The 20,025-nt window shown below is 66.2% G+C and carries 23 protein-coding genes; 14 read left to right on the top strand and 9 right to left on the bottom strand.

All coding sequences use genetic code 11. The annotated features are described in order from the left end of the window. Positions 1-47: 47 nt before the first annotated feature. The 5 genes from ACSQ1X_RS19870 to ACSQ1X_RS19850 all read right to left on the bottom strand — a co-directional run bounded on the left by ACSQ1X_RS19870 (position 48) and on the right by ACSQ1X_RS19850 (position 2,597). Positions 48-410: a thioredoxin family protein gene (locus ACSQ1X_RS19870; RefSeq protein WP_436058990.1), complete on the bottom strand. Its 363-nt coding sequence runs from the start codon at positions 408-410 to the stop codon at positions 48-50. Between the two features lie 67 nt (positions 411-477). Then, positions 478-774 (bottom strand): rhodanese-like domain-containing protein, encoded by a 297-nt coding sequence (locus ACSQ1X_RS19865; protein ID WP_436058989.1) that lies wholly within the window; start codon positions 772-774, stop codon positions 478-480. A 33-nt stretch (positions 775-807) separates the two neighbouring features. Beyond that, entirely contained in the window at positions 808-1,149 is a 342-nt protein-coding gene (locus tag ACSQ1X_RS19860) for a rhodanese-like domain-containing protein (protein WP_436058988.1), read from the bottom strand. A 54-nt stretch (positions 1,150-1,203) separates the two neighbouring features. Further along, complete coding sequence (locus ACSQ1X_RS19855; RefSeq protein WP_436058987.1) at positions 1,204-1,962, bottom strand: sulfite exporter TauE/SafE family protein; 759 nt, start codon at positions 1,960-1,962, stop codon at positions 1,204-1,206. Next, positions 1,959-2,597, bottom strand: coding sequence for a rhodanese-like domain-containing protein (locus ACSQ1X_RS19850; protein ID WP_436058986.1), 639 nt, complete (start codon positions 2,595-2,597; stop codon positions 1,959-1,961). The genes ACSQ1X_RS19855 and ACSQ1X_RS19850 overlap by 4 nt, the downstream gene beginning before the upstream one ends. Before the next feature lie 131 nt (positions 2,598-2,728). On the opposite strand from ACSQ1X_RS19850, the gene ACSQ1X_RS19845 reads away from it, so the two are divergent. The 7 genes from ACSQ1X_RS19845 to ACSQ1X_RS19815 all read left to right on the top strand — a co-directional run bounded on the left by ACSQ1X_RS19845 (position 2,729) and on the right by ACSQ1X_RS19815 (position 7,715). Next, positions 2,729-2,986, top strand: coding sequence for a metal-sensitive transcriptional regulator (locus ACSQ1X_RS19845; RefSeq protein WP_436058985.1), 258 nt, complete (start codon positions 2,729-2,731; stop codon positions 2,984-2,986). Between the two features lie 61 nt (positions 2,987-3,047). Then, positions 3,048-3,467, top strand: coding sequence for a DUF302 domain-containing protein (locus ACSQ1X_RS19840; protein ID WP_436058984.1), 420 nt, complete (start codon positions 3,048-3,050; stop codon positions 3,465-3,467). 169 nt (positions 3,468-3,636) lie between these two features. Continuing rightward, the gene (locus ACSQ1X_RS19835) at positions 3,637-3,906 is read left to right on the top strand and encodes a hypothetical protein (protein WP_436058983.1); all 270 of its coding nucleotides are present in this window, start codon (positions 3,637-3,639) and stop codon (positions 3,904-3,906) included. A gap of 384 nt (positions 3,907-4,290) precedes the next feature. Next, positions 4,291-5,580, top strand: coding sequence for an MFS transporter (locus tag ACSQ1X_RS19830; RefSeq protein ID WP_436058982.1), 1,290 nt, complete (start codon positions 4,291-4,293; stop codon positions 5,578-5,580). Positions 5,581-5,660: 80 nt separating this feature from the next. Continuing rightward, complete coding sequence (locus ACSQ1X_RS19825; RefSeq protein WP_436058981.1) at positions 5,661-6,947, top strand: MFS transporter; 1,287 nt, start codon at positions 5,661-5,663, stop codon at positions 6,945-6,947. Then, entirely contained in the window at positions 6,907-7,284 is a 378-nt protein-coding gene (locus ACSQ1X_RS19820; protein WP_436058980.1) for an ArsR/SmtB family transcription factor, read from the top strand. Before ACSQ1X_RS19825 ends, ACSQ1X_RS19820 begins: the two co-directional genes overlap by 41 nt. A gap of 188 nt (positions 7,285-7,472) precedes the next feature. After that, positions 7,473-7,715: a hypothetical protein gene (locus ACSQ1X_RS19815; RefSeq protein WP_436058979.1), complete on the top strand. Its 243-nt coding sequence runs from the start codon at positions 7,473-7,475 to the stop codon at positions 7,713-7,715. 92 nt (positions 7,716-7,807) lie between these two features. On the opposite strand, the gene ACSQ1X_RS19810 is transcribed toward ACSQ1X_RS19815, so the two are convergent. Next, positions 7,808-8,293: a MarR family winged helix-turn-helix transcriptional regulator gene (locus ACSQ1X_RS19810; protein WP_436058978.1), complete on the bottom strand. Its 486-nt coding sequence runs from the start codon at positions 8,291-8,293 to the stop codon at positions 7,808-7,810. A gap of 125 nt (positions 8,294-8,418) precedes the next feature. Here ACSQ1X_RS19810 and ACSQ1X_RS19805 point away from each other — a divergent pair, with 125 nt between their 5' ends. From ACSQ1X_RS19805 to ACSQ1X_RS19780, 6 genes are all read left to right on the top strand, one after another. Then, positions 8,419-9,372, top strand: a complete 954-nt coding sequence (locus ACSQ1X_RS19805; protein WP_436058977.1) for an SDR family NAD(P)-dependent oxidoreductase — start codon at positions 8,419-8,421, stop codon at positions 9,370-9,372. 2 nt (positions 9,373-9,374) lie between these two features. Further along, positions 9,375-10,268 carry an amidohydrolase family protein gene (locus ACSQ1X_RS19800; protein WP_436058976.1) on the top strand — a complete coding sequence of 298 codons (894 nt, stop codon included), beginning with the start codon at positions 9,375-9,377 and terminating at the stop codon, positions 10,266-10,268. A gap of 1 nt (position 10,269) precedes the next feature. Next, positions 10,270-11,502 (top strand): acyl-CoA dehydrogenase family protein, encoded by a 1,233-nt coding sequence (locus tag ACSQ1X_RS19795; protein ID WP_436058975.1) that lies wholly within the window; start codon positions 10,270-10,272, stop codon positions 11,500-11,502. A gap of 115 nt (positions 11,503-11,617) precedes the next feature. Continuing rightward, positions 11,618-12,073: a MaoC family dehydratase gene (locus ACSQ1X_RS19790; protein WP_028270914.1), complete on the top strand. Its 456-nt coding sequence runs from the start codon at positions 11,618-11,620 to the stop codon at positions 12,071-12,073. 53 nt (positions 12,074-12,126) lie between these two features. Beyond that, on the top strand, positions 12,127-13,452 hold the full coding sequence (locus ACSQ1X_RS19785; RefSeq protein WP_436058974.1) for an MFS transporter: 1,326 nt from the start codon (positions 12,127-12,129) through the stop codon (positions 13,450-13,452). Between the two features lie 10 nt (positions 13,453-13,462). Next, positions 13,463-15,028: an acyl-CoA synthetase gene (locus ACSQ1X_RS19780; RefSeq protein ID WP_436058973.1), complete on the top strand. Its 1,566-nt coding sequence runs from the start codon at positions 13,463-13,465 to the stop codon at positions 15,026-15,028. Between the two features lie 160 nt (positions 15,029-15,188). Here ACSQ1X_RS19780 and ACSQ1X_RS19775 read toward each other — a convergent pair whose 3' ends face one another. The 3 genes from ACSQ1X_RS19775 to ACSQ1X_RS19765 all read right to left on the bottom strand — a co-directional run bounded on the left by ACSQ1X_RS19775 (position 15,189) and on the right by ACSQ1X_RS19765 (position 18,900). After that, positions 15,189-15,677 carry a DUF3237 domain-containing protein gene (locus ACSQ1X_RS19775; protein WP_436058972.1) on the bottom strand — a complete coding sequence of 163 codons (489 nt, stop codon included), beginning with the start codon at positions 15,675-15,677 and terminating at the stop codon, positions 15,189-15,191. Continuing rightward, entirely contained in the window at positions 15,674-17,419 is a 1,746-nt protein-coding gene (locus ACSQ1X_RS19770) for a CocE/NonD family hydrolase (protein WP_436058971.1), read from the bottom strand. The genes ACSQ1X_RS19775 and ACSQ1X_RS19770 overlap by 4 nt, the downstream gene beginning before the upstream one ends. Positions 17,420-17,511: 92 nt before the next feature. Further along, complete coding sequence (locus ACSQ1X_RS19765; RefSeq protein WP_436058970.1) at positions 17,512-18,900, bottom strand: MFS transporter; 1,389 nt, start codon at positions 18,898-18,900, stop codon at positions 17,512-17,514. Between the two features lie 179 nt (positions 18,901-19,079). Between ACSQ1X_RS19765 and ACSQ1X_RS19760 the strand changes: the two genes are divergently transcribed. Beyond that, entirely contained in the window at positions 19,080-20,009 is a 930-nt protein-coding gene (locus tag ACSQ1X_RS19760; protein WP_436058969.1) for a PaaX family transcriptional regulator, read from the top strand. Positions 20,010-20,025: the final 16 nt, after the last annotated feature.

Here is a 20,025-nt window from a genome sequence, read left to right as displayed (position 1 = left end):
ACGCCATTTCGCTAGCATTTCCACTATCGATATCCACGGTCCGGTCGTCAGGACTGCTGCTGCGCAGCCTTCGCGCGAAGTGCGGCCATGTCCAGGTTCTTGACGCCTTGGATCACCTGTTCCAGCCCTGCCGCGTTGAGGGCGCCGGGCTGGGAGAAGACCAGGGTCTTGTCCCGGAAGGCCATCAGTGTGGGGATGGACGTGATGCCGGCGGCGGCCGCCAGGGCCTGCTCGGCTTCCGTGTCCACCTTGGCAAAGGTGACGTCCGGGTGCTTCTGGGAGGCGGCGTCGTAGGTGGGGGCGAACATGCGGCATGGGCCGCACCAGCCGGCCCAGAAGTCGATGAAGACAATGTCGTTGTCCTCAAGCGTCCGGGCAAGCGATTCTTCCGTGATGTCGATGGTTGCCATCGCTGAATTCCTTACGTGGGGCTGGTGGGGCGGGTTGGGGGTTGTGGCTGCGGATGAGGCAGGTCGGTTAGGTGGCGGGGAGTCCTGCCCGGCTCCAGGCGATCATGCCGCCGGCCATTGTGTCGGCGCTGAATCCGGCGGCATTGAGTGCATCTGCCACCCGGGCGCTGCGGTTGCCGCTGCGGCAGACCACAATGACGTGAACTCCAGGGTCCAGTTCGGACAGGCGGGCCTGCAGCTGCCCCATGGGGATGTGCAGGGCGCCGGGGATCATGCCTTCGATGACTTCGAAGTCTTCGCGGACGTCGAGGATTTGTGCGCTGGCGCGCTGCTGCTCGGTTTCGGTGACGGTGATTTCTGCCATGGCGGGTTCCTTTCCGGAGTGTGTGTTGAGTGTTTAGCGGACCGGTTCGCCGGCCTGGCGCCAGGCCCCGATGCCGCCGCGGAGCGAATACGCCTCGTAGCCTTGGCCGGCGAGCAGCCGCGCGGCTGACGCCGAGCGGACTCCCGACTGGCACATCGCGACGACTGGCCGGTCCTTCTGCAGGCCGGGTGCGCCGGTCTGCAGCCTGTCCAGAGGCAGGTGCTTGGCCTGTGGCGCGTGTCCGCTCCGCCATTCCTGCGCGGAACGGACGTCAATCAGTACCGCCCGGGAGGCGAGGAGCTCCTTGGCTTCGGCCACTGAGACGGTTTTATAGGGTTTGCTGAAAGCCTTCTTCAGCGCGTCGATCAGGCCCATGAGGTTCTCCTTTTTGGGGTCGGGCGGGATGGGGGCGGGGCCGGCGGATACCGGTCAGGCTGTGACGGTGCTTGCAGTGACCCAGGCGGCTACGGCGAAAATCAGAACAGCGAACGAGACGCGGACGTGCCTGTCCTTGAGGAAACGCGCCAGACGCGCTGCGGCGAGTGAGCCGAGGATTGCGGGGACCGTGAGGGCCAGGGCTGTTGACCACTCAATGGTGAAGCCGGCGGCGTGGGCCCCGAAGCCCGCCGCGGAGTTGATGACAATGATGGCCAGGGACGATGCGACGGCCTGCTTCATGCGCAGCCCCAGGAAGAGGGTGAGAGCCGGCGTGATGAGAAATCCGCCGCCGACTCCCAGCAGTCCGGTGAGGAAACCGACCAGCAGTCCGACTCCGACCGCCTTGGGGGCGCAGGAGCGGAAGGCCCGGGTGGGTCCGGTGCTGCACGTTCCCTCGACCTCGCTGGTGCGCATCAGCATACGGATGCCGGCAACCACCATGATGCCCGCGAATGCGAGCATCAATACGTTCGGATCCAGGAGGCGACCCACGGCCGCGCCTCCCCACGCCGCAGGAATGCCGGCGGCGCCGACCAGTAGGACAACGGGCCAGTTGATGCCTTCGCGGAACCGGGGCAGGAGTGCTGCCAGCGAAGAGAGGCCGACCACCAGCAGGGAGGTGGGGATGGCTTCCGCGGGGCTCAGGCCCACTCCGTAGACCAGGGCCGGGACGGCGATGATTGACCCGCCGCCCCCGACCACCCCGAGCACAATCCCAACGAGCAGCCCCAGTGCCAAGGCTGGAATCATGCCGCCTGTGTCCGGTCCGGTTCGATCTGCTCTGCCGCCGCGGGCAGCTGCAGAATGGCGGATTCGCGGGTAGGCTCCTTCGCCGCCTTGTTCCACGGCATGGCCGAGATCGCTTGGCCCATGGCGCAGGTGTTGGTCGCGGCCGAGAAGGTCAGGCCCGTGCCGATGGCGCCCGCGAGCAGGCGGATCTTGGGCGAGACGAATTTGCCGCCGGCCAGGCCCAGCACCACGAGGGAACCGGCAGCAAGGCGGACCTGGCGCTCAAGGTCCCAGCGGGCCTTGCCGCGGACAACGTCGCCGCCGGCAGCCGCGAAGCCCGGCACGCCGCCGGTCAGGACATAGGCGGTGCCGATGCCGGCTCCGCCGAGGCGCTGCCGTGCCTGCTCGGCACGTGCGCCTGACTGGCACACGAGTACTACGCGGCTTCCCAGCCGGGTGGCCAGTTCGTCGGTGTGCTCGGAAAGCAGCGGGAGCGGAACGTTGTATGAACCGCGGATGTGCAGGGACTGGAATTCTGCGGCCGAGCGCACGTCGATCACCACGAGGTCCTTGTGTTCCTGAAACCAGCTCTGCAGCGTTTCCGGATCCAGGGCGGTGACTGCGGGGGCAGCCGGTGAAGCGGAGGGGCGTGTCATGGATGTCCTTTCAAGACGGATCAGACGAAAGCTGAATACCCCACCGAGTATTACAGATACCCCCGGGGGTAGTCAAAAACACCCCTGGGGGTATAGCCTTGAACTCTGGCAACCCCTTCTCCGGAGACATCATGGAACTCGATTCAACCGACCTCACCCCGGTCATCAACAGGCTCAAGCGAGCCCAGGGGCAGCTGTCTGCCGTGACCCGAATGCTGGAGGAGAGGCGCGATTGCAAAGACATCGTCACCCAACTCGCGGCGGTCTCTAAGGCGCTGGACCGCGCGGGGTTCGCCATCATTGCCAGCGGGCTTGAGCAATGCATTGTCCGTAAGGACGCAGGCATGAACACGAAAGACCTGGAAAAGCTCTTCCTGTCCCTGGCATAAGCCTCATTCAAACCGCCAACCGCCAATGCAAAGCCATTCGCCAATACAAAGAGGAGACCCCATGACCTACACCCACACTGTGACCGTCCCGCTGTCCTGGAGCGACGCCGTCGAACGGACGCGTGAAGCGCTCGCCGGACAAGGGTTCGGCATTCTCTCGGAGATCAATGTCCGCGCGACCTTCGAGGCCAAGCTTGGCGCCGACGCTGCCGAAGCGCTCGGCGACTACGTCATCCTGGGCGCCTGCAACCCTGCCCTGGCCAGCCGTGCGCTTGCCGCCGAACCGGACCTCGGCGCGCTGCTGCCGTGCAATGTTGTGGTGCGCCGCGGCAAGAGTGCGGAGGTCACCACCATCCAGGCCATAGATCCGCAGACCATGGTGCAGCTCAGCGACAGCCCGGAAGTGCACGAAGTGGCAAACGACGCCGACGCCCGGCTGCGTGCCGCGCTGGCCGACCTGGATGCGCAAACGAAAGATTAGGCGGCGGCGGAAATCGGCTCAGGACAGGTGGTCCCAGGCGTGGGCTGAGGTTATTTTCGTCACGCTTTCTGCGTCCTGCCGGGATCCTGCATTCGCTGCCTTCATACTGAGATTGACGCGGTGATGTCCGGCGCCAAATGAGTCAGGAGGAAGAGCATTGAACACTGTGATGACCGTAGTGACAAACGAGTATTTCCCTGCTGCGGCGGTGCTCTTTGGCGTAGTGCTTTTCTGGACGGTCGCCTTCTTCGGCGGCCTGTCACTTCTCAGTACCAACCAGCCGCCGATTGCAACACTCACGTGGCTGCTCTTCGTCTACGCCGCGGCCGTTCTTTCGCCGCTCGCGGGGCTCCTGGCCATGGTTGACCTCGTCCGCCGCTGGTGGCGCAACCGCTCGGCCCGTGCAGCCGGCCGCGTGGCCGGGGCCAAGTCTGCCTGACAGAACCAAGGGAAAACGGGTAGCGTCCACTCGCACGCGGCGGGTCGTAATCTCCTAAAATTGTTATGGGGCCGGCGGCGAAAAGCCCGCTGAGACCCGGGCTGTCCCCAGTCGCCGTCGGCCCTTTCGAACGGCGTGATTACGCTGCGGGGCGGGATGCCCGGCGGTCGAGCGGCGCCAATTTTCCCGCGCCGCTCACCTGCGCTGCGCGTCCGGCCACTGGGCTGCCTGAGTCGCCGGTGCGCCCCCTGTCTGTAGGCGGTCCGCGCACGCCCCATTCGGGCGGTCTTCGTTCAGCCACAGGTCTATCGGCTGCCGTCGCCATTTCCTTCCTCGCGGCCCGTTCCCTTTCCCGCCTTCGTCTCCCACTCCAGGAATCAAAACATGACCTCCGAAAGTCCCTCCCCGCATCGGCAGCCCCGCACTTTGGATGCCATCACCCTGGGGCTGCGGCAGAACCTTGCCCAGTTCATGATCCTGGTGGCAGTCAACGCCCTGGTTGGCGGAACGCTGGGGCAGGAGAGAACCGTCCTGCCGCTGCTTGCCGGCGAGGTCTTCAAGCTGGACCTGTACACGAGTGCCTTGACGTACATCCTGGCGTTCGGCGTGGCCAAGGCAGCCACCAACTATTTCGCCGGCACCTTGTCGGACCGTTACGGCCGCAAGCCGGTCCTCGTGGCGGGCTGGCTGATCGCGCTGCCCGTCCCGCTGATGCTGATCTTCGGGCCGTCGTGGGGGTGGATCGTGGCGGCCAACGTCGTCCTCGGCATCAGCCAGGGACTGACCTGGTCCACCACGGTGATGATGAAGATGGACCTCGTGGGTCCCTCCCGCCGTGGCCTGGCGATGGGCCTCAACGAGGCGGCCGGCTACCTCGGCGTCGCCGGGACCGCGCTGGCCACCGGCTACATCGCCTCCACGTACGGGTTGCGTCCCGGCCCCTTCCTGCTGGGTGCTGCGTTCATCGCCGTCGGCCTGGGCCTTTCCGTGCTCACCGTGCGGGAAACCCACCACCATGCCAGGGCCGAGGCTGCCAGCCATGTGTCGGTCCATGAGGGAGCGCACGCGCAGCTGAGCAACCGCGAGGTGTTCACGTTGACGAGCTTCCGCGACAAGTCGCTATCGTCCGTGAGCCAGGCGGGCATGGTGAACAACCTGAATGACGGCCTGGCCTGGGGCCTGTTCCCCGTCCTCTTTGCGGCCGCCGGATTGACGATTGAACGCATCGGCATCCTTGCGGCCGTGTATCCGGCCGTATGGGGCGCCGGCCAGCTGGTGACGGGCGCGCTGTCGGACCGGATCGGGCGCAAGCCCCTGATCGTCGGAGGCATGCTGGTACAGGCAATCGCCCTCGGCATGGTGGCCTTCGGGGCCGGCTTCGAAACCTGGCTGGCCGCGGCGGTGCTGCTTGGAGCAGGCACGGCCATGGTCTACCCGACGCTGCTCGCCGCCATCGGCGATGTTGCCCATCCCGAGTGGCGGGCCAGATCGGTGGGGATCTACCGGCTGTGGCGCGACGGCGGCTTTGCCGTCGGTGCCCTGCTGTCCGGAATCATCGCCGATGCCTTTGGCATTCCTGCGGCAGTCGCCGTCGTCGCCGTCCTGACCGGGCTGTCCGGCGTTGTGGTGGCTGTGCGGATGCGCGGCACTGATCACAAGTCCGCATCCCGCTAGGCGGGCGTTCCGGTGCTGCGGGGCTTACACTTTCAAGTGTGCACGTTAGTGCACGTATGCACTTGAGGAGTTTGAGTTTGATGCTGGCTGTCCTTCGGAACAGAGTCTTTGCGCGGCTGTTCTGTGCCCAGGTCGTTGCCCTGGCGGGGACGGGCCTGCTGACAATCGCCCTGGGGCTGCTCGCCTACGACCTTGCCGGAAGGCACGCCGGGGCCGTCCTGGGAACGGCACTGACCATCAAAATGGTGGCCTACGTGGGCCTCGCTCCGGTGATCACCGCCCTCGTGGCCCGCCTGCCCAAGAAGCCGGTGCTGATCGCGGCTGACCTGGTCCGGGCAGCCATGGCCCTGTGCCTGCCGTTCATCACGGAAACGTGGCAGATCTATGTGGTGATCTTCCTGCTCCAATCCGCGTCAGCAACATTTACGCCGGCGTTCCAGTCGTTGATCCCGCTCATCCTGAAGGATCCCCGGGACTACACCTATGCTCTTTCGTTGTCCCGGCTCGCCTATGACATGGAAGCCCTGGTTAGCCCGGCTGCTGCCGCGCTGCTGCTGACCGTAATGAGCTACCACGAGCTGTTCATCGGCACTGTTGCCGGCTTCCTGATCTCCGCGATCCTGGTCGCCTTTACGGCCGTACCCCGGCCCGGCGCGCCCGGGGAGCCCCAGCCGTCCTTGTGGCACCGGACCACCCTGGGGACGCGGATCTTTTGGCGCAACCGGAGGCTGAGGTCCCTGCTGGCACTGAACCTTGCGGTGGCCGCCCCGACGGCCCTCGTGCTGGTCAATACCGTGGTCTATGTCCGGGACGTCCTGCACCGTCCCGGATCCGATCTTGCCGTTGCCCTTGCCTGCTTCGGCGCCGGCTCCATGGTTGTCGCCCTGGCCGTTCCGCGGGTCCTGGACCGCTTCGGCGATCGAGCCGTCATGCTGACCGGCGCCGCCCTGATCCCCCCGGCACTTGGCGCCGCCGCCGCGGTGATGTTCATGGCATCTCAGGGCGTCGGATGGTGGCCGCTGCTGGGGCTATGGTTCGCGCTCGGCGCCGCCACGTCCGCCGTCATCACCCCGTCCTCCCGGTTGCTCCGGGAAGCTGCCACGGAGAGCACGCTCCCGTACGTTTTCACGGCCCAGTTCTCGCTCTCCCATGCCTGCTACCTCCTCAGTTATCCGGTAGCGGGCTGGATCGGTGCTGCCGCAGGCCTGGGCTGGGCTGCCGCGGCGCTGACAATCCTTGCGATACTTGGCAGTGCAGGAGCCTTCCTGTCCTGGCCCCGGAAGACCTTTTCCGGACCGGGTCCCGCCGTCACCGAGGAGCAGGCCATTGAGCAGCCAGCCGAGCAGTCCGTTCAGCGCCGGCACTGATGGGCCCTCGCTCGTCCATCCCGTCACGCCTGGACCGGAGTTGCTGGAAAATGCCGCCGCCACGTTGCGGATGCTGGCCGAACCTACGCGCCTGCATCTGCTGTGGCAGCTTGCGCAAGGCCCCAGGAGCGTCACCGAACTTACGGAGGCGGCCGCCGTTCCGAGGACGGTGGTCAGCCAGCACCTGGCCAAACTGAGGCTCAGCGGGATGGTGAACGCGCGGAAGGACGGCCGGCATGTCATCTACTCGCTGCACGACGGCCACCTCGTCCGGCTGATCCGGGAGACCATCAACCATGCGGACCACCGAACCACGGGCGAACCCTCCCACGGGTGACCCTCGACGTGGCGCCGGGCGGGAGGGCAATTTGGGGCTTAAAGACCGTGTGCCGGGGAGCCGGTCTGCGGTATTCTGGCTTCGGGTTATGCAGGCAGCCTCCGGATTCTTTGCTGAGGAGTTTCCATGGGCCCGACATTCCGCGCCGTCTTCGCACCCGCTGCCACGGATCCCCCTGCGGGGGCCGCATGAACGCGAACAGTGGCCGCCTCGCCGGCATTGCCGAACGGCGTATCTTCAAGTGCTACGCCTCATTGTCGTCCGTCCCCACCGGCGAGCTCGAAGCACTGGCCTGCCTCTTGAGGAACAGCGACAACACGCCAGGCCCGAACCATGCCGGCCTCGTGGGGCCGGTGGTCTTGGCAGAGCTGGCGCGCCGGAACGGGGCCGAATGCCAAGGGCGTTCCCGCCCGGACGGTCCGGCACGCTAAGGCCATCTTGCCGGCTAAAACATTCCGGCCCGGACGCTAAGCCGGCCCGGACACTAAGCCGACCCTGCACGCTAACCGGGCCCCGAAAAACCTCAGTCAGATAGCCCGGCACCCCACAGTGCTTTGCGCAGCAGCGCCTTGAGCTGCGCCGATTCTTCCGCGGGCAGCCCTTCCAGCACTTCCGCCTCAGCCCGCTGCGCAGCGTCGCTGGCCCGCTGCAGCAGCTTTCCTCCCTTGGCGGTGGCCGTCACGGTCTTTGCCCGGCGGTCCTGCTTTCCCGGCGCCCTGGCCACTAGGCCCCGCTTCTCCAGCTCATCCACCAGTGCCACAATCTGGCTGGGATCCAGGCTGAGGAAGTCCGCCAGTTCGCGCTGCGTCGGTTCCAACCCGCTGTTGGCGAGGATCAGGACCGAGTACGAACGCTCCTTCAGGTCGAACTCGGCCAGCGCCCTGTTGTTCAAAACAGACCCCACGGCGTGCAGCTTGGCCAGAAGAAATCCCAGGTCCTGGCTTATGGATGCGGCCACAAGCTTGTGGGCCTGTTCGGTCCGTTGACCGCCCTGTGTCTCGATCGTCATGGCCGACTCCAATAATCCTCAAAATAAATCGTTGACATTTTCAACTATCCATAATTTCATGGATACAGAACAGCATCCCACGTCGAGAGCCGGGATGCACAAGGTCAGCTAGCAAAGGAGCAGCCATGAGCCTGTCAGGCAAAGTAGCAATCGTCACCGGGAGCGGCCGTGGCCTGGGCCTGTCCTACGCCCGGGAACTCGCACGGCAGGGCGCCGCCGTCGTCATCAATGACGTCGACGCGACGGTCGCCGGGGAGGCAGTGGCGCTCATCGAGGCCGACGGCGGAAAGGCCGCCGCCGTCGTCGCTCCCGTCGGCAGCACGGAAGTTGCCCGGCAGCTGGTGCAGGCGGCCGTCACCGAGTTCGGGCGCCTCGACATCCTGGTCACCAACGCCGGGATCCTGCGGGACAAGTCCCTGCTGAAGATGACCGACGAAGACTTCGACGCCGTCATCAACGTCCACCTCCGCGGCACCTTCACCTGCGTCCGGGAAGCGTTCGCCTACTTCAAGGAGAACGGCATCGCCGGCCGGATCATCACCATCGGCTCGCCCACCGGTCAGCGCGGCAACTTCGGCCAGACCAACTACGCCGCCGCCAAGGCCGGCATCGTGGGCATGGTCCGCACCTGGGCCCTGGAAATGAAGAAGGCCGGTGTCACCGCCAACGCCGTCATCCCCGTCGCGGCCACGGCCATGACCAAGACCGTCGCGTACTTCCAAAAAGCCGTGGAAGCCGACGAGCGCGGCGAGGCCATGCCGGCCTTCTTCCGCCACGAACTCGGTTTCGGAACGGCCGACGACGTCTCCGGACTGGTCGCATTCCTCGCCTCCGATGAGGCGGCCGGCATTACCGGCCAGGCCATCGGCGCCGGCGGGGACCGGCTGCAGCTCTGGACCCACCCCGAGGCTGCTGCCACCGAATACCGCGAGGGCGGCTGGCGCTACGAGGACCTCATCGAGAACTTCGGCCCGCTCTTCGGCGCCAAGCTCCAGAGCGTGGGCGAGGAATTCCTGCCCCTGCCCGAGGACCTGAAGCCGGAGGCACAGCCTGCCGCAGCTCCCGTGAAGGTGGGCTAGCCATGGCTGCCACGCGCTACGAGCCCCGCATCGACGCCGCCAAGCTGGACGCGATCGACATGCACGTGCACCTCGAAGTGGACGGCCACGGCCACGAATCACTCCCGGAGGCCCTCACCGAAGCCTCGGCCAAGTACTTCAAGTCCGAGGACCGCACGCCGTCGCTGGACCGCATCGCCGAGGTCTACCGGGAACTGAACATGGCCGCCGTCGTGTTCACCGTGGACGCCCGCACCCAGCTCAAGCACGAACCCAACAGCATCGAGGACCTGATCGCCGGCGCGGCACGGAACAACGACGTGCTGATCCCGTTCGGCAGCGTGGACCCCCGCACCGGGGCCGAGGCCATCCAGGGCGCCAAGCACCAGGCCATCGACCTGGGCGCCCGCGGCTTCAAGTTCCACCCGTCCCTGCAGGGCTTCGACCCCTCCAACGAGCAGTTCTATCCCCTCTGGGAAACTCTCCAGGAACTCGGCCTGCCGGCCATCTTCCACACCGGCCAGAACGGCATGGGCGCGGGCCTTCCCGGCGGATACGGCATCAAGCTGGCCTACTCCAACCCGCTCCTGCTGGATGCCGTGGCCGCGGACTTCCCGGAACTGCAGATCATCATGGCCCACCCCTCGGTGCCGTGGCAGGACGAAGCCAACTCCATCGCCACGCACAAGGCCAACGTGTTCATCGACCTCTCCGGATGGTCGCCCAAGTACTTCCCGGAGTCCCTGGTGCGGATGTCCAACTCCGTGCTGCAGGACAAAGTCCTGTTCGGCACCGACTTCCCGCTCATCACGCCGCAGAAATGGCTGGCCGCGTTCGCGGACCTGCCGCTCAAAGACGAGGTCCGGCCCAAGATCCTCAAGCACAACGCCGTGCGCCTGCTCGGACTGGGCGGCTGAGATGAGCGCCTCCACGGCTGAGCAGACCCCTTCCGCCGAAAAGACCCGGCTCTACGGCGTCTGCGACTACTACGACGCCGAGTCCCTCCTCACGGAGGATGAGCGCCGTGTGCTGGGACGCCTTCGGGATTTCCTGGACCGGGAAGCGCAGCCGCTGCTGGCCGATTACTGGGAACGGGGCGAGTTCCCCACACAACTCGCGCAGCCCCTGATCGACCTGGGCCTGATGGAACCGGCGGAACTCACCGACGCCATGGGCGCAAACAGCGGTCCCGCCCGCGGCATCTACCAGGGTTTCCGGATCTTCGAGCTGGCCCGCACCGACGCCTCGCTGGCCACCTGGTACACGTCCCAGGCCGGGCTCTTCCGCACGGCCATCCGGGTGGGTGCCTCGCCGGAGCAGCAGGCTGAATGGATGCCGAAGGTAATCGACTTCTCCCTCAAGGGGGTCTTCTCGCTCACCGAACCCGACTCCGGTTCGGACATCGCCGGCGGCCTGTCCACGACGGCCCGCCGGGAGGGGGACTCCTGGATCCTGGACGGTGCCAAACGCTGGATCGGGGGTGCGGTCAGCGCTGATGTGCTGGCGGTGTTCGCCAGGGACCATGAAGACGGCCAGGTCAAGGCCTTCCTGGTGGACCGCGAGGCGGACGGCGTGACGCTGGAGAAGATCCACGGCAAGACCGCGCTGCGGATGATGCAGAATGCCCACATCACCCTCGTGGGCGTCCGGGTGCCGGAATCCATGCGCCTGCACAACGTGGACTCCTTCAAGGACGTGGCCGCGATGCTCCGCGCCATGCGTTCGGACGTTGCCTGGATTGCCACCGGAATCCAGGCCGGAGCGTTCGAAGCCGCCCTGCGCTATGTGACGGAACGCCGGCAGTTTGGCCGCCAGCTGGGATCCTTCCAGCTGGTCCAGGAAAAGCTGGCCCGAATGCTCGGCAACGTCACCTCGTCCCTGTCCCTGGTGGTCCGGCTGACCGAACAGCAGTCCCGGGGCATCTACCGGGACCAGGACTCCGCTCTGGCAAAGATGCAGACGTCCCTGCTGATGCGCGAAACGGTGGCCCTGGCCCGCGAAGTGGTGGGCGGCAACGGCATCACGCTCGAGACGGACGTCGCCCGGTTCCACGCCGACGCCGAAGCCGTCTACTCCTACGAAGGAACGCACGAAATCAACGCGCTCATCGTGGGCCGCGCCCTCACCGGCGAAAGCGCCTTCACCCGCTGACGCAGCGCCAACTGAACAGCACTAACCGAACCGAACAGCAACTGAAACCCGACGGCGGAAGCACCGCTCCGCCGTCGTACTTCCGCAACTCCAAAAACCACACCAGGAGGCAAACATGCCCAATCTTGTCGTCGACTTCGACAAACTGCTCACCCTCGCCGGGACAGACCTCGGCGTGACCGAATACCGCGAAATCACCCAGGAACAGATCAATAAATTCGCCGATGCTACCGGTGACGACCAGTGGATCCACGTGGATCCGGAGCGCGCCAAGGACGGCCCCTTCGGCGCCCCGATCGCCCACGGCTTCCTCACACTCTCGCTCATCATCCCGTTCTGGGGCGAGCTGTTCGACGTCGATGGCGTCACCACCAAGGTGAACTATGGCCTGGACAAGGTCCGCTTCACCTCACCCGTGAAGGTGGGCTCGCGGATCCGCATGCAGGCCACCATCGCCGAGGTCACCGAAGTCAAGGGCGGCGCCCAGATCAAGGTGTCCAACACCATCGAGATCGAAGGCCAGGAACGCCCCGCCGTCGTGGCCGAATTCCTGGCCCGCTTCTACAAGTAAGCCGCTTCCACAAGCTAAAACCACCAACCGTCCCTCCTTCCCAAGGAACAGCCATGTCAGGACAAACCACGCTCGCGCCAGCGGGCACGGCCGCGAAGCGCAAGGAAGCGCGCACGGTCATCATGTCCAGCTATCTGGGCAGCACCATCGAGTTCTACGACTTCCTGCTGTATGCCACGGCCGCTGCCGTGGCCTTTCCCAAGGTCTTTTTCTCCGGCATGGACGACTGGGTGGGCGTCGTCGCCGCCTACGCCACGTTCGCCGCCGGCTACGTCGCCCGCCCCCTCGGTGGCATCATTTTCGGCCACTTCGGGGACCGCGTCGGCCGTAAGGGCATGCTCATCGTCTCCATGGCGGTGATGGGAATTGCGTCCACGCTCATCGGCCTGATCCCCGGCGCCAGCTTGATCGGACCCTGGGGCGCCGTCATCCTCGTGTTCCTGCGGGTCTGCCAGGGAATCGCCGTCGGCGGCGAGTGGGGCGGGGCCGCGCTCATGGCCCTGGAACACTCTGATCCCAAACGGCGCGGCTTTGCAGCTTCCTTCGTCAACGCCGGCGCCCCCACCGGAGCCGTGCTTGGCACGGTGGTGATGGGCATCTTCTCCGCCTTGCCGCAGGAGGCCTTCCTGGCATGGGGCTGGCGCGTGCCCTTCCTGCTGTCCTTCGTGCTACTGATTGTGGGAATGTTCGTCAGGCTGCGGGTCTCCGAGAGCCCTATCTTCGCTGAGGCAGTGGCCAAGGAAAGCATGCAGGGCACGAAGCGCAAGATCCCGCTGCTTGAAGTGCTGCGCCGGCCCAAGGCGCTGATCATGATCATGTTCGCCGGTGCGGCGGGTTTCGGCCTGCAAGTGGTGCTGCCCACGTTCTCCATTACCTACGCGGTGTCCAAGGGCGCCCCGCAGCAGGGCGTGCTGTACGCGTTCGCCGGGGCCTCTGCCATCTCCATCCTGTTCGTCCTGCTCGGTGGACGGCTGTCCGACCGCTTCGGACGCCGACCCGTGATGGTGGCCGGACTGGCACTGTTCATCGCCTACTTGTTCCCGATGTTCGGAATGCTCGGCTCCGGGAACGTCGGCCTGGTCTTCCTGGCCTTCACCGTGGCCCTGGTGCTGCACTCGAGCCTGTACGGACCGCTGGCGGCGTTTGTGTCGGAGCAGTTCGGCACCACCTCCCGCTACACCGGCGCCGCTGTGGGCTACCAGCTGGCCACCCTGATCGGCGCGGGCTTCACACCGGGCATCGTGGCCGGACTGTACAAGGATTCCGGGCAGAGCATCGTCCCGGTGGTGGTCTTCCTGTCCGTCATGGCAACGGTTTCCATTGTCTTCATCCTGCTGACGCGGGAGTCTAAGAACAACGACCTCACTGCGGTCGATTAGGAGCACAAACATGGACAACAACGGAGTTGGATCCTGGCTGCACCGCCGCCGCCGGAAGTCCGGACCCAAATCGGCCCTCCTCTCGGGGGACAGTGCCGTCAGCTACGAAGAGCTCGCCGAGCGTACGGACCGGCTCGCCAACGCCATGGGGCGCAGGGGAGTGGCCAAGGGCGACCGGGTGGCGTACCTCGGTGAAAACCATCCGTCCTTCGTGGAGACGTTCTTCGCCTGCGGCCTGCTCGGGGCCGTCTTCGTCCCGCTGAACACCCGGCTGGCAGCGCCCGAGCTGCAGTTCCAGCTGCAGGACTCCGGAACCCGGCTGCTGGTGAACGCCGGTGAGCTCGAAACCCTCGCGGCAGCGTCCGTCGAAGGAACCGCGGTGACCCACCGCTTCGTGGTGGCGCCCGACGGCGGCACGGAAGGTTCCGTCGTGGAGCTGCCATCCGGCGTCGAACGCTATGAAGGGGTGCTTCACGCGGCAGCCGCGACCCCGCGGGACGAGGCCGTGGCTTTGGACGACGCCGCCATGATCCTCTACACCTCCGGCACCACCGGCCGCCCCAAGGGTGCGCTGCTCACCCACGGCAACATCACCTGGAACTGCTTCAACACGGTGGTGGACATGGACCTGAACCGGAACGACGTCGCCCTCATGATTTCGCCGCTGTTCCACGTGGCATCCTTGGACATGGGCCTGCTGCCGATGCTGCTCAAGGGCGCCACCGTGGTGCTCGAGGCGAAGTTCGACGCCGGCCGGGTCCTTGACCTGATCAAAGAGCACAGGGTCACCACCCTGAACGGGGTCCCCACCACGTTCCAGATGCTCTGCGACCACTCGGCCTGGCCAGCGGCGGACTTGAGCTCCCTGGACAAGCTGACCTGCGGCGGGTCGGCCATTCCGCGCCGGGTCCTGGACGCCTACGAGGAGCGCGGCATCGGCTTCACCAGCTGCTACGGCATGACCGAAACCGCGCCCGGCGCCACCATGCTGCCGGTGTCGAGGTCCCGGGAGAAAGCAGGCTCCGCAGGCCTGCCGCACTTCTTCACGGATGTCCGCATCGCTGATCCCCTGGGCGGTCCTGCGGCACCGGGCCAGGTCGGGGAGATCCAGATTTCGGGCCCGAACGTCATCACGGAGTACTGGAACCGGCCGGAAGCCACCGCGGAAAGCTACGCGGACTCCGTCTGGTTCCGCTCCGGCGACACGGGTTTCCTGGACCAGGAGGGCTTCCTGTTCGTCTCGGACCGCATCAAGGACATGATCATTTCCGGCGGCGAGAACATCTATCCGGCGGAGGTCGAGGCGGCCATCTCCGAGCTGGACGCGGTGGCCAGCGTTGCCGTGATCGGCGTCCAAGATGCGAGGTGGGGCGAGGTTCCCCGTGCCATCGTGACACTCCGCGAAGGCGCCTCGCTGTCCGAGGACGAGGTGCGTTCACACTTGGACGGGAGGCTCGCGCGCTACAAGATCCCCAAATCGGTGGTGTTCGTGGAGGAGATGCCGCGGACGGCCAGCGGCAAGATCCGCAAAATGGACCTGCGGAAGCAGTACGCCGCGAACGGACAGCTGCAATAGCGCGAACGGACAGTTGCGGCCCCGACCAAAACTGCCCCGACCAAGACTGCCCTGACCAAGACTGCCCGGCCCCGGATCCTTCGTGGATCCCGGTCCGGGCAGTCTTGTCTTTGGGCGGGCGGGCGGTTGCGGCGCTGTCGCCCTGCACAAGGGTAAAAGGTCAGTCCAGGAGGAAGATCCGGATCACCACATGGTCCGGATGCCGTTCGCCGGTTCCCACCGCCAGGCGTGTGTTGAGCCAGTCCCATTCCGGACAGGCCGCAGCGAGCCGGGGCCAGCAACGGAAATAGATGCTGCCGGCGTCGACCGCTTCGCCGCGGTTGAGCCGGGCGATGTCATCGACGCTTCCGTGGCGCAGTGCCGAATTGTGCACGTAGATGCGGCGGCCGTCCAGGGTCTCCAGCACGTAGCGGGCGTCCAGTTCCGTCAGCGTGGCGCTCCGGAGGAGCTGGTAATCCGCGCCGCCCGGGATGACCCGTCCGTTCAGGGCCGGGCCGCTCACCGTTCCGCCGGTGATAGGGATGACGCGGCGGTGCCCCTCGGGGGTTTGTCCGACGTCGATCGGCTCGCCGACCGTGACGGAAAGTTCCGCAAGGAAGGTTAGCCCCGGTGCCTCCGGAGTTTCCGCTCCCGGAAATGGCGCGGTCACAAAATCCCCGCAGTCAGCCGGCTGGGAAAGTCCGGCCCGAACAGGATGGTCTGCCGGGCGACGACGGATTCGGCGGAGTCATATGCCAGCTTGCCGGTGTTGAGGTTCCGGTCCCAGCGAGGGTGGCAGCTGGAGGTCACCTGGACGCGGAGCCTGTCGCCGGGGGCAAAGGTATAGGCGGTTTGCCACAAGTTAACGGTGTACTCGTACGGCTCGCCGGGCTCGATCAATGACTGCTCGTAGCCCCCCTGGTACAGCCCTGTCCCGGCATGGCTGTCCCGCCAGGAGGCACGGACAATTCCGTCGGCGATGCCCAGCGATGTTCCGTCCGGAGCGACCCGGCACAGCCGCACCACGAAATCCGTGTCCACAGCGGTGGAAGCAGCGAAGAACGTTGCACTGACCTCGCCGAAGAGCGTGACCGGCTCCTCGAACGCACCGGTGGTGAACGTGAGGACGTCCGCGCGGGACTCGACGGCGTGCTGGTTGGCCGGCCCCGCGGGAAACACCCCGTGGATCATGGTTGCGCCGCCCGCGGTGGGGACCGGGTCCAGGGGGTCGTAATCGTATTCAGCGGAGCCGCCGGGCCCCGGCGCGTCCGCCAGGGACCCGCTGGCCGCCAGGAACCAGGAGCGGTGGCTGCACGGTGCGGGAAGTTCATCGAAACTGCGCCACCGGTTTTCACCCATGAAGTACAGCAGCACGGGCGGCACCTTGCTGATCCGTTCCGGTTCACCCTTGAGCACTGCGTCGAACCACGCCGTATGCAGGCCGGAGAGGTCGCCGAGACCGTTCAGCATGCCACCGGCCGCATTGAGTCCGAAGCTCACTTCCGGGAAGGCGCCGGAGAAGTTGGTGTGCGACCAGGGGCCAACGATCAGCCGGGGTGCGGGAGCGGCTCCGGCGCGGCTGTGTTCCAGCTGCATCGCGTACTGGGAGAGGGTGCTGGGGCAGAAGATGTCGAACCAGCCGCCGATGTGCAGCGTGGGCAGCGGTACCGGCTCTGCAGAGGCTTCGTCCCACAGCTTTGTGAAACTGCTCCCCGGTGTTTCGCCGGCCGAGGGAAGGACATGGCGGTTCATGAACGTGCCGAACCGTGCGGAGAGGTCCCGGAGTGGCAGGGTGCCGAATGCGCTGCCATCGGAAAACGATCGGTCCAGGTCCAGCCACGTCTGGAATTCCTTGTCCCGAAGTTCAGGGTCGCCGGCAAATTCGCGGACGAACTCGTTTGCTGAGATGGAGGCGTGGCCCCAGCTGAACCGGCTGCCGAGCTCGTAGGCTCCGCCGCGGTAGAGCGAGCCGTTGTTCGCATTGCCCCCCGCCGAGATGCCGGGCGAAAGGGCAGCGAGCCCGTCAGGGGCCAGGGACGCTGCCCGCCACTGCGTCTCCGCGAAGTAGGACCGGCCCCACATTCCCACCGCACCGCTGCTGTACGGCAGCCGCGCTGCCCACTCGACTGTTGCGGCGCCGTCGGACGCTTCATGGGCTGACGGGTCGAAGACCCCGTCGGAGCCGAAGCGGCCGCGGCAGTCCTGCATGATCACCACGTAACCCGCGGCCGCGACCGTCACCGGATTGAAATAGGGGGAATTGACGGCGAGGTCGCGTCCGTACGGTGTCCGGGTGAGCAGGACCGGGCACCGCTCCCCGTCCGCCGGGCGGTACACCGTGGAGCGCAGGATGGTGCCGTCCAGCAGCGGGGTTTCGACGTCTTGTTCAATGAGCACGGGGCGGGATGTCACAGGGGTCTTCCTTTCGGTGGAAGTTCAGGGGAAGCGGAAAGGAGCGGCCGGGCAGGTGCCCGGCCGCTCCCCTCCAGGTCCGGGACCAGGATTTAGGCGTTGATGGATTCCTCGGCACCGGAAGTCCTGGCACCCAGTGCCTCAGTGGGAACCAAGTAGGTTTCCTTGACCCAGATGGCGGTGACGGCTGCCGAAGCAAGGCAGCAGGCCGCGGTGAAGGCGGCCACGGGAATCCAGCCGGTGGGGCCGGGCTGGACGATGGCGGCGGCGATGGCCGGCGCGAAGCCGGTAACAACGAGGCCCAGCTGCGACGCGGTGGCCGCGCCGGAGTAACGGATCTTTGTCGGGAACATTTCCGCGGTCATGGCCGGGCCGAGCGGATTGACCATCCCGTAGCCCACGGTCATGAACAGGATTCCGCTCGCGTAGATCAGCGGGACCGACGTGGTGCTGATGGACCAGAAGAAGGCGAACGCGGCGGCGGCGCAGATGAGGTTGCCCGCGATGAAGACCGGCTTGCGGCCGATCCTGTCGGCGAGGATGCCCGCGGAGGGCTGTGCGATGACGGCCAGCCCCGCCGTGAGGATGGTGACCCCCAGCATCGCCGGCGCCGGGATGCCGAACTTGCTGGTCGCGTAGGCGAGGCCGAAGGCGGCGAAGACGGAAGAAACCACGCTCCAGAGCCCGAAGAAGATGACCTTGATGATGGTCCGCCAATGATCGCGGAGGACCACCTTGATGGGCAGTTCCGGCTCGGTTTCGGCTTCCTTCGCGGCTTCGAAGACCTCGGATTCGGGCAACCGGACGCGGATGTAGAGGCCGACGCCGACTACCAGGATGCTGGCCAGGAACGGCAGCCGCCACCCCCAGCTGAGCAGATCCTCCTGGGGAAGCATCGACACCGCCAGGAAGGCCAGGGACGCCAGCATGATTCCGGCAGCCGCGCCGGTGTTGACCCAGCTGCTGTAGAAGGCCCGCTTGTTGCTGGGGGCGTGTTCCATGGTCATGGTGACTGCACCCACCGATTCGCCGGCGGCTGAGGCTCCCTGGAGCGCCCGAAGGAGAACCAGGAGGACGGGGGCTGCCGCGCCAATGGCAGCCGTCGGCGGCAGGCAGCCGATGAGGAAGGTGGCAACGCCCATCACCACGAGAGTAAGCACCAGCATCTGGCGGCGTCCGATGCGGTCGCCGTAGTGCCCGATCACGCTCGCCGCCAACGGCCGGACGACGTAGCCGATGCCGATGGTGGCCATGGACAGGATGGTGCCGAGGGCGGGGTCGATGCCGGGGAAGAAGATCTTGTTGAAGATCAGCGCCGAGGCTGAGCCGTAGATGAAGAAGTCGTAGTACTCGAGGGTGCTGCCGATGAAACTGGCGGTGGCGGCACGGCGGGCGTGCTTTGTTCCCCGGTGGGAATCAGGGCGGGCCTGTTCCGCGGACGACGTCAACGGCGTCGGCGGATCGATGGGACCAGCGGTCATTGCGGATCTCCTAAAAAGGGCAAGGGAGGAAGTTCTGTGGGGCTCGCATGCTGAGCTGGGCGGCGGGGTCGGCTGTGGCCTCCGTCACGCCCTGGATAAATAGTATGCACTTGATTCAGCGTCCGTCAAGAAATGTGCAAGCATTAGTCGACGGGCCCTGCTGGCATGATGGAGGCGTGATGAGCAAGCCCCTGGCCTCCGGACCCGGCATGGATCCGGACATGGCCATTGATTTTCCCCGGCCGCTGAAAGGCCCCTCCAGTCAGCACCAGCTGGTGACCCTGCTGGTTGACTACTGGTTCGACAGCGACGCCTGGCTGCCTTCCCGGCTTATTGCCGCCCTGGCCGCCGACCTTGGCATTACGGCGTCTGCGTCGGCCACGGCACTGAGCCGGCTGGCTACCCGGGGAGTGCTGGAGCAGTCGAGTGCGGGGCGGACTTCCCGCTACCGGATCACGGAGGGTGCGCGGAAGCGCCTGCGCGGCGGCCTCGAACAAGTGTCGGCGTTCGGGGAACAGTCCCGGCGCTGGGACGGCCACTGGACAGTCATCGCCTTTTCCATCCCGGAAACATCCCGCGACGTGCGCGAGCTGTTCCGGTCGCGGCTGCGGTGGCGGGGTTTTGCGCCGTTGTTCGGGGCCGTCTGGGTCTCGCCCCGGGACCACGCCGCGGAGCTTGAAAGCACCTGCAGCGCCTTCGGGGTTGATGACTACGTCATTTTTCGAACAGCCGATTCCAGCCTCCGCGGCAAGCGGCTCATCGACGCCTGGTCGCCGCAGGAGTTCAGGGAGCAGTACCAGCCATTTATCGACAGGTTCAGGCCATGGCTGGAAAGGTTCGACGCCGGGACGGTGGGTCCGGCGGACGCCCTGCGGGTCAGGACCGAGCTCATGGATGCCTGGCGGGCATTTCCGTGGAGCGACCCCGACCTTCCCGCCGAACTCCTGCCCGAAGCGTGGCCGCGGACCGAAGCGCGTGACCTCCTCGTCCGCCTGTATGACGGGCTGGCGCCGGCTGCGCTTACCTTCGTGGAAGAGGCCGTGGCCAGGGAAGCGCCGGAGCTTGCGGGCTCCGCCAAGGCCTTTTCGGTGCGGTCGGGCAGCTACTGAGCGCGAACGGACAGTT

The sequence above is a fragment of the Arthrobacter sp. LjRoot78 genome, assembly GCF_964254335.1.
Classification (GTDB): Bacteria; Actinomycetota; Actinomycetes; order Actinomycetales; family Micrococcaceae; genus Arthrobacter.
Note: the sequence above shows the minus strand (reverse complement) of the source record. Positions and strands in the feature narration are given on the sequence as shown.

Bases quoted from the DNA above. Each gene is read 5' to 3' on its own strand.
- ACSQ1X_RS19870 (WP_436058990.1), bottom strand. From the start codon at position 410: ATGGCAACCATCGACATCACGGAAGAATCGCTTGCCCGGACGCTTGAG.
- ACSQ1X_RS19865 (WP_436058989.1), bottom strand. From the start codon at position 774: ATGGCAGAAATCACCGTCACCGAAACCGAGCAGCAGCGCGCCAGCGCA.
- ACSQ1X_RS19860 (WP_436058988.1), bottom strand. From the start codon at position 1,149: ATGGGCCTGATCGACGCGCTGAAGAAGGCTTTCAGCAAACCCTATAAA.
- ACSQ1X_RS19855 (WP_436058987.1), bottom strand. From the start codon at position 1,962: ATGATTCCAGCCTTGGCACTGGGGCTGCTCGTTGGGATTGTGCTCGGG.
- ACSQ1X_RS19850 (WP_436058986.1), bottom strand. From the start codon at position 2,597: ATGACACGCCCCTCCGCTTCACCGGCTGCCCCCGCAGTCACCGCCCTG.
- ACSQ1X_RS19845 (WP_436058985.1), top strand. From the start codon at position 2,729: ATGGAACTCGATTCAACCGACCTCACCCCGGTCATCAACAGGCTCAAG.
- ACSQ1X_RS19840 (WP_436058984.1), top strand. From the start codon at position 3,048: ATGACCTACACCCACACTGTGACCGTCCCGCTGTCCTGGAGCGACGCC.
- ACSQ1X_RS19835 (WP_436058983.1), top strand. From the start codon at position 3,637: ATGACCGTAGTGACAAACGAGTATTTCCCTGCTGCGGCGGTGCTCTTT.
- ACSQ1X_RS19830 (WP_436058982.1), top strand. From the start codon at position 4,291: ATGACCTCCGAAAGTCCCTCCCCGCATCGGCAGCCCCGCACTTTGGAT.
- ACSQ1X_RS19825 (WP_436058981.1), top strand. From the start codon at position 5,661: ATGCTGGCTGTCCTTCGGAACAGAGTCTTTGCGCGGCTGTTCTGTGCC.
- ACSQ1X_RS19815 (WP_436058979.1), top strand. From the start codon at position 7,473: ATGAACGCGAACAGTGGCCGCCTCGCCGGCATTGCCGAACGGCGTATC.
- ACSQ1X_RS19810 (WP_436058978.1), bottom strand. From the start codon at position 8,293: ATGACGATCGAGACACAGGGCGGTCAACGGACCGAACAGGCCCACAAG.
- ACSQ1X_RS19805 (WP_436058977.1), top strand. From the start codon at position 8,419: ATGAGCCTGTCAGGCAAAGTAGCAATCGTCACCGGGAGCGGCCGTGGC.
- ACSQ1X_RS19800 (WP_436058976.1), top strand. From the start codon at position 9,375: ATGGCTGCCACGCGCTACGAGCCCCGCATCGACGCCGCCAAGCTGGAC.
- ACSQ1X_RS19795 (WP_436058975.1), top strand. From the start codon at position 10,270: ATGAGCGCCTCCACGGCTGAGCAGACCCCTTCCGCCGAAAAGACCCGG.
- ACSQ1X_RS19790 (WP_028270914.1), top strand. From the start codon at position 11,618: ATGCCCAATCTTGTCGTCGACTTCGACAAACTGCTCACCCTCGCCGGG.
- ACSQ1X_RS19785 (WP_436058974.1), top strand. From the start codon at position 12,127: ATGTCAGGACAAACCACGCTCGCGCCAGCGGGCACGGCCGCGAAGCGC.
- ACSQ1X_RS19780 (WP_436058973.1), top strand. From the start codon at position 13,463: ATGGACAACAACGGAGTTGGATCCTGGCTGCACCGCCGCCGCCGGAAG.
- ACSQ1X_RS19765 (WP_436058970.1), bottom strand. From the start codon at position 18,900: ATGACCGCTGGTCCCATCGATCCGCCGACGCCGTTGACGTCGTCCGCG.
- ACSQ1X_RS19760 (WP_436058969.1), top strand. From the start codon at position 19,080: ATGAGCAAGCCCCTGGCCTCCGGACCCGGCATGGATCCGGACATGGCC.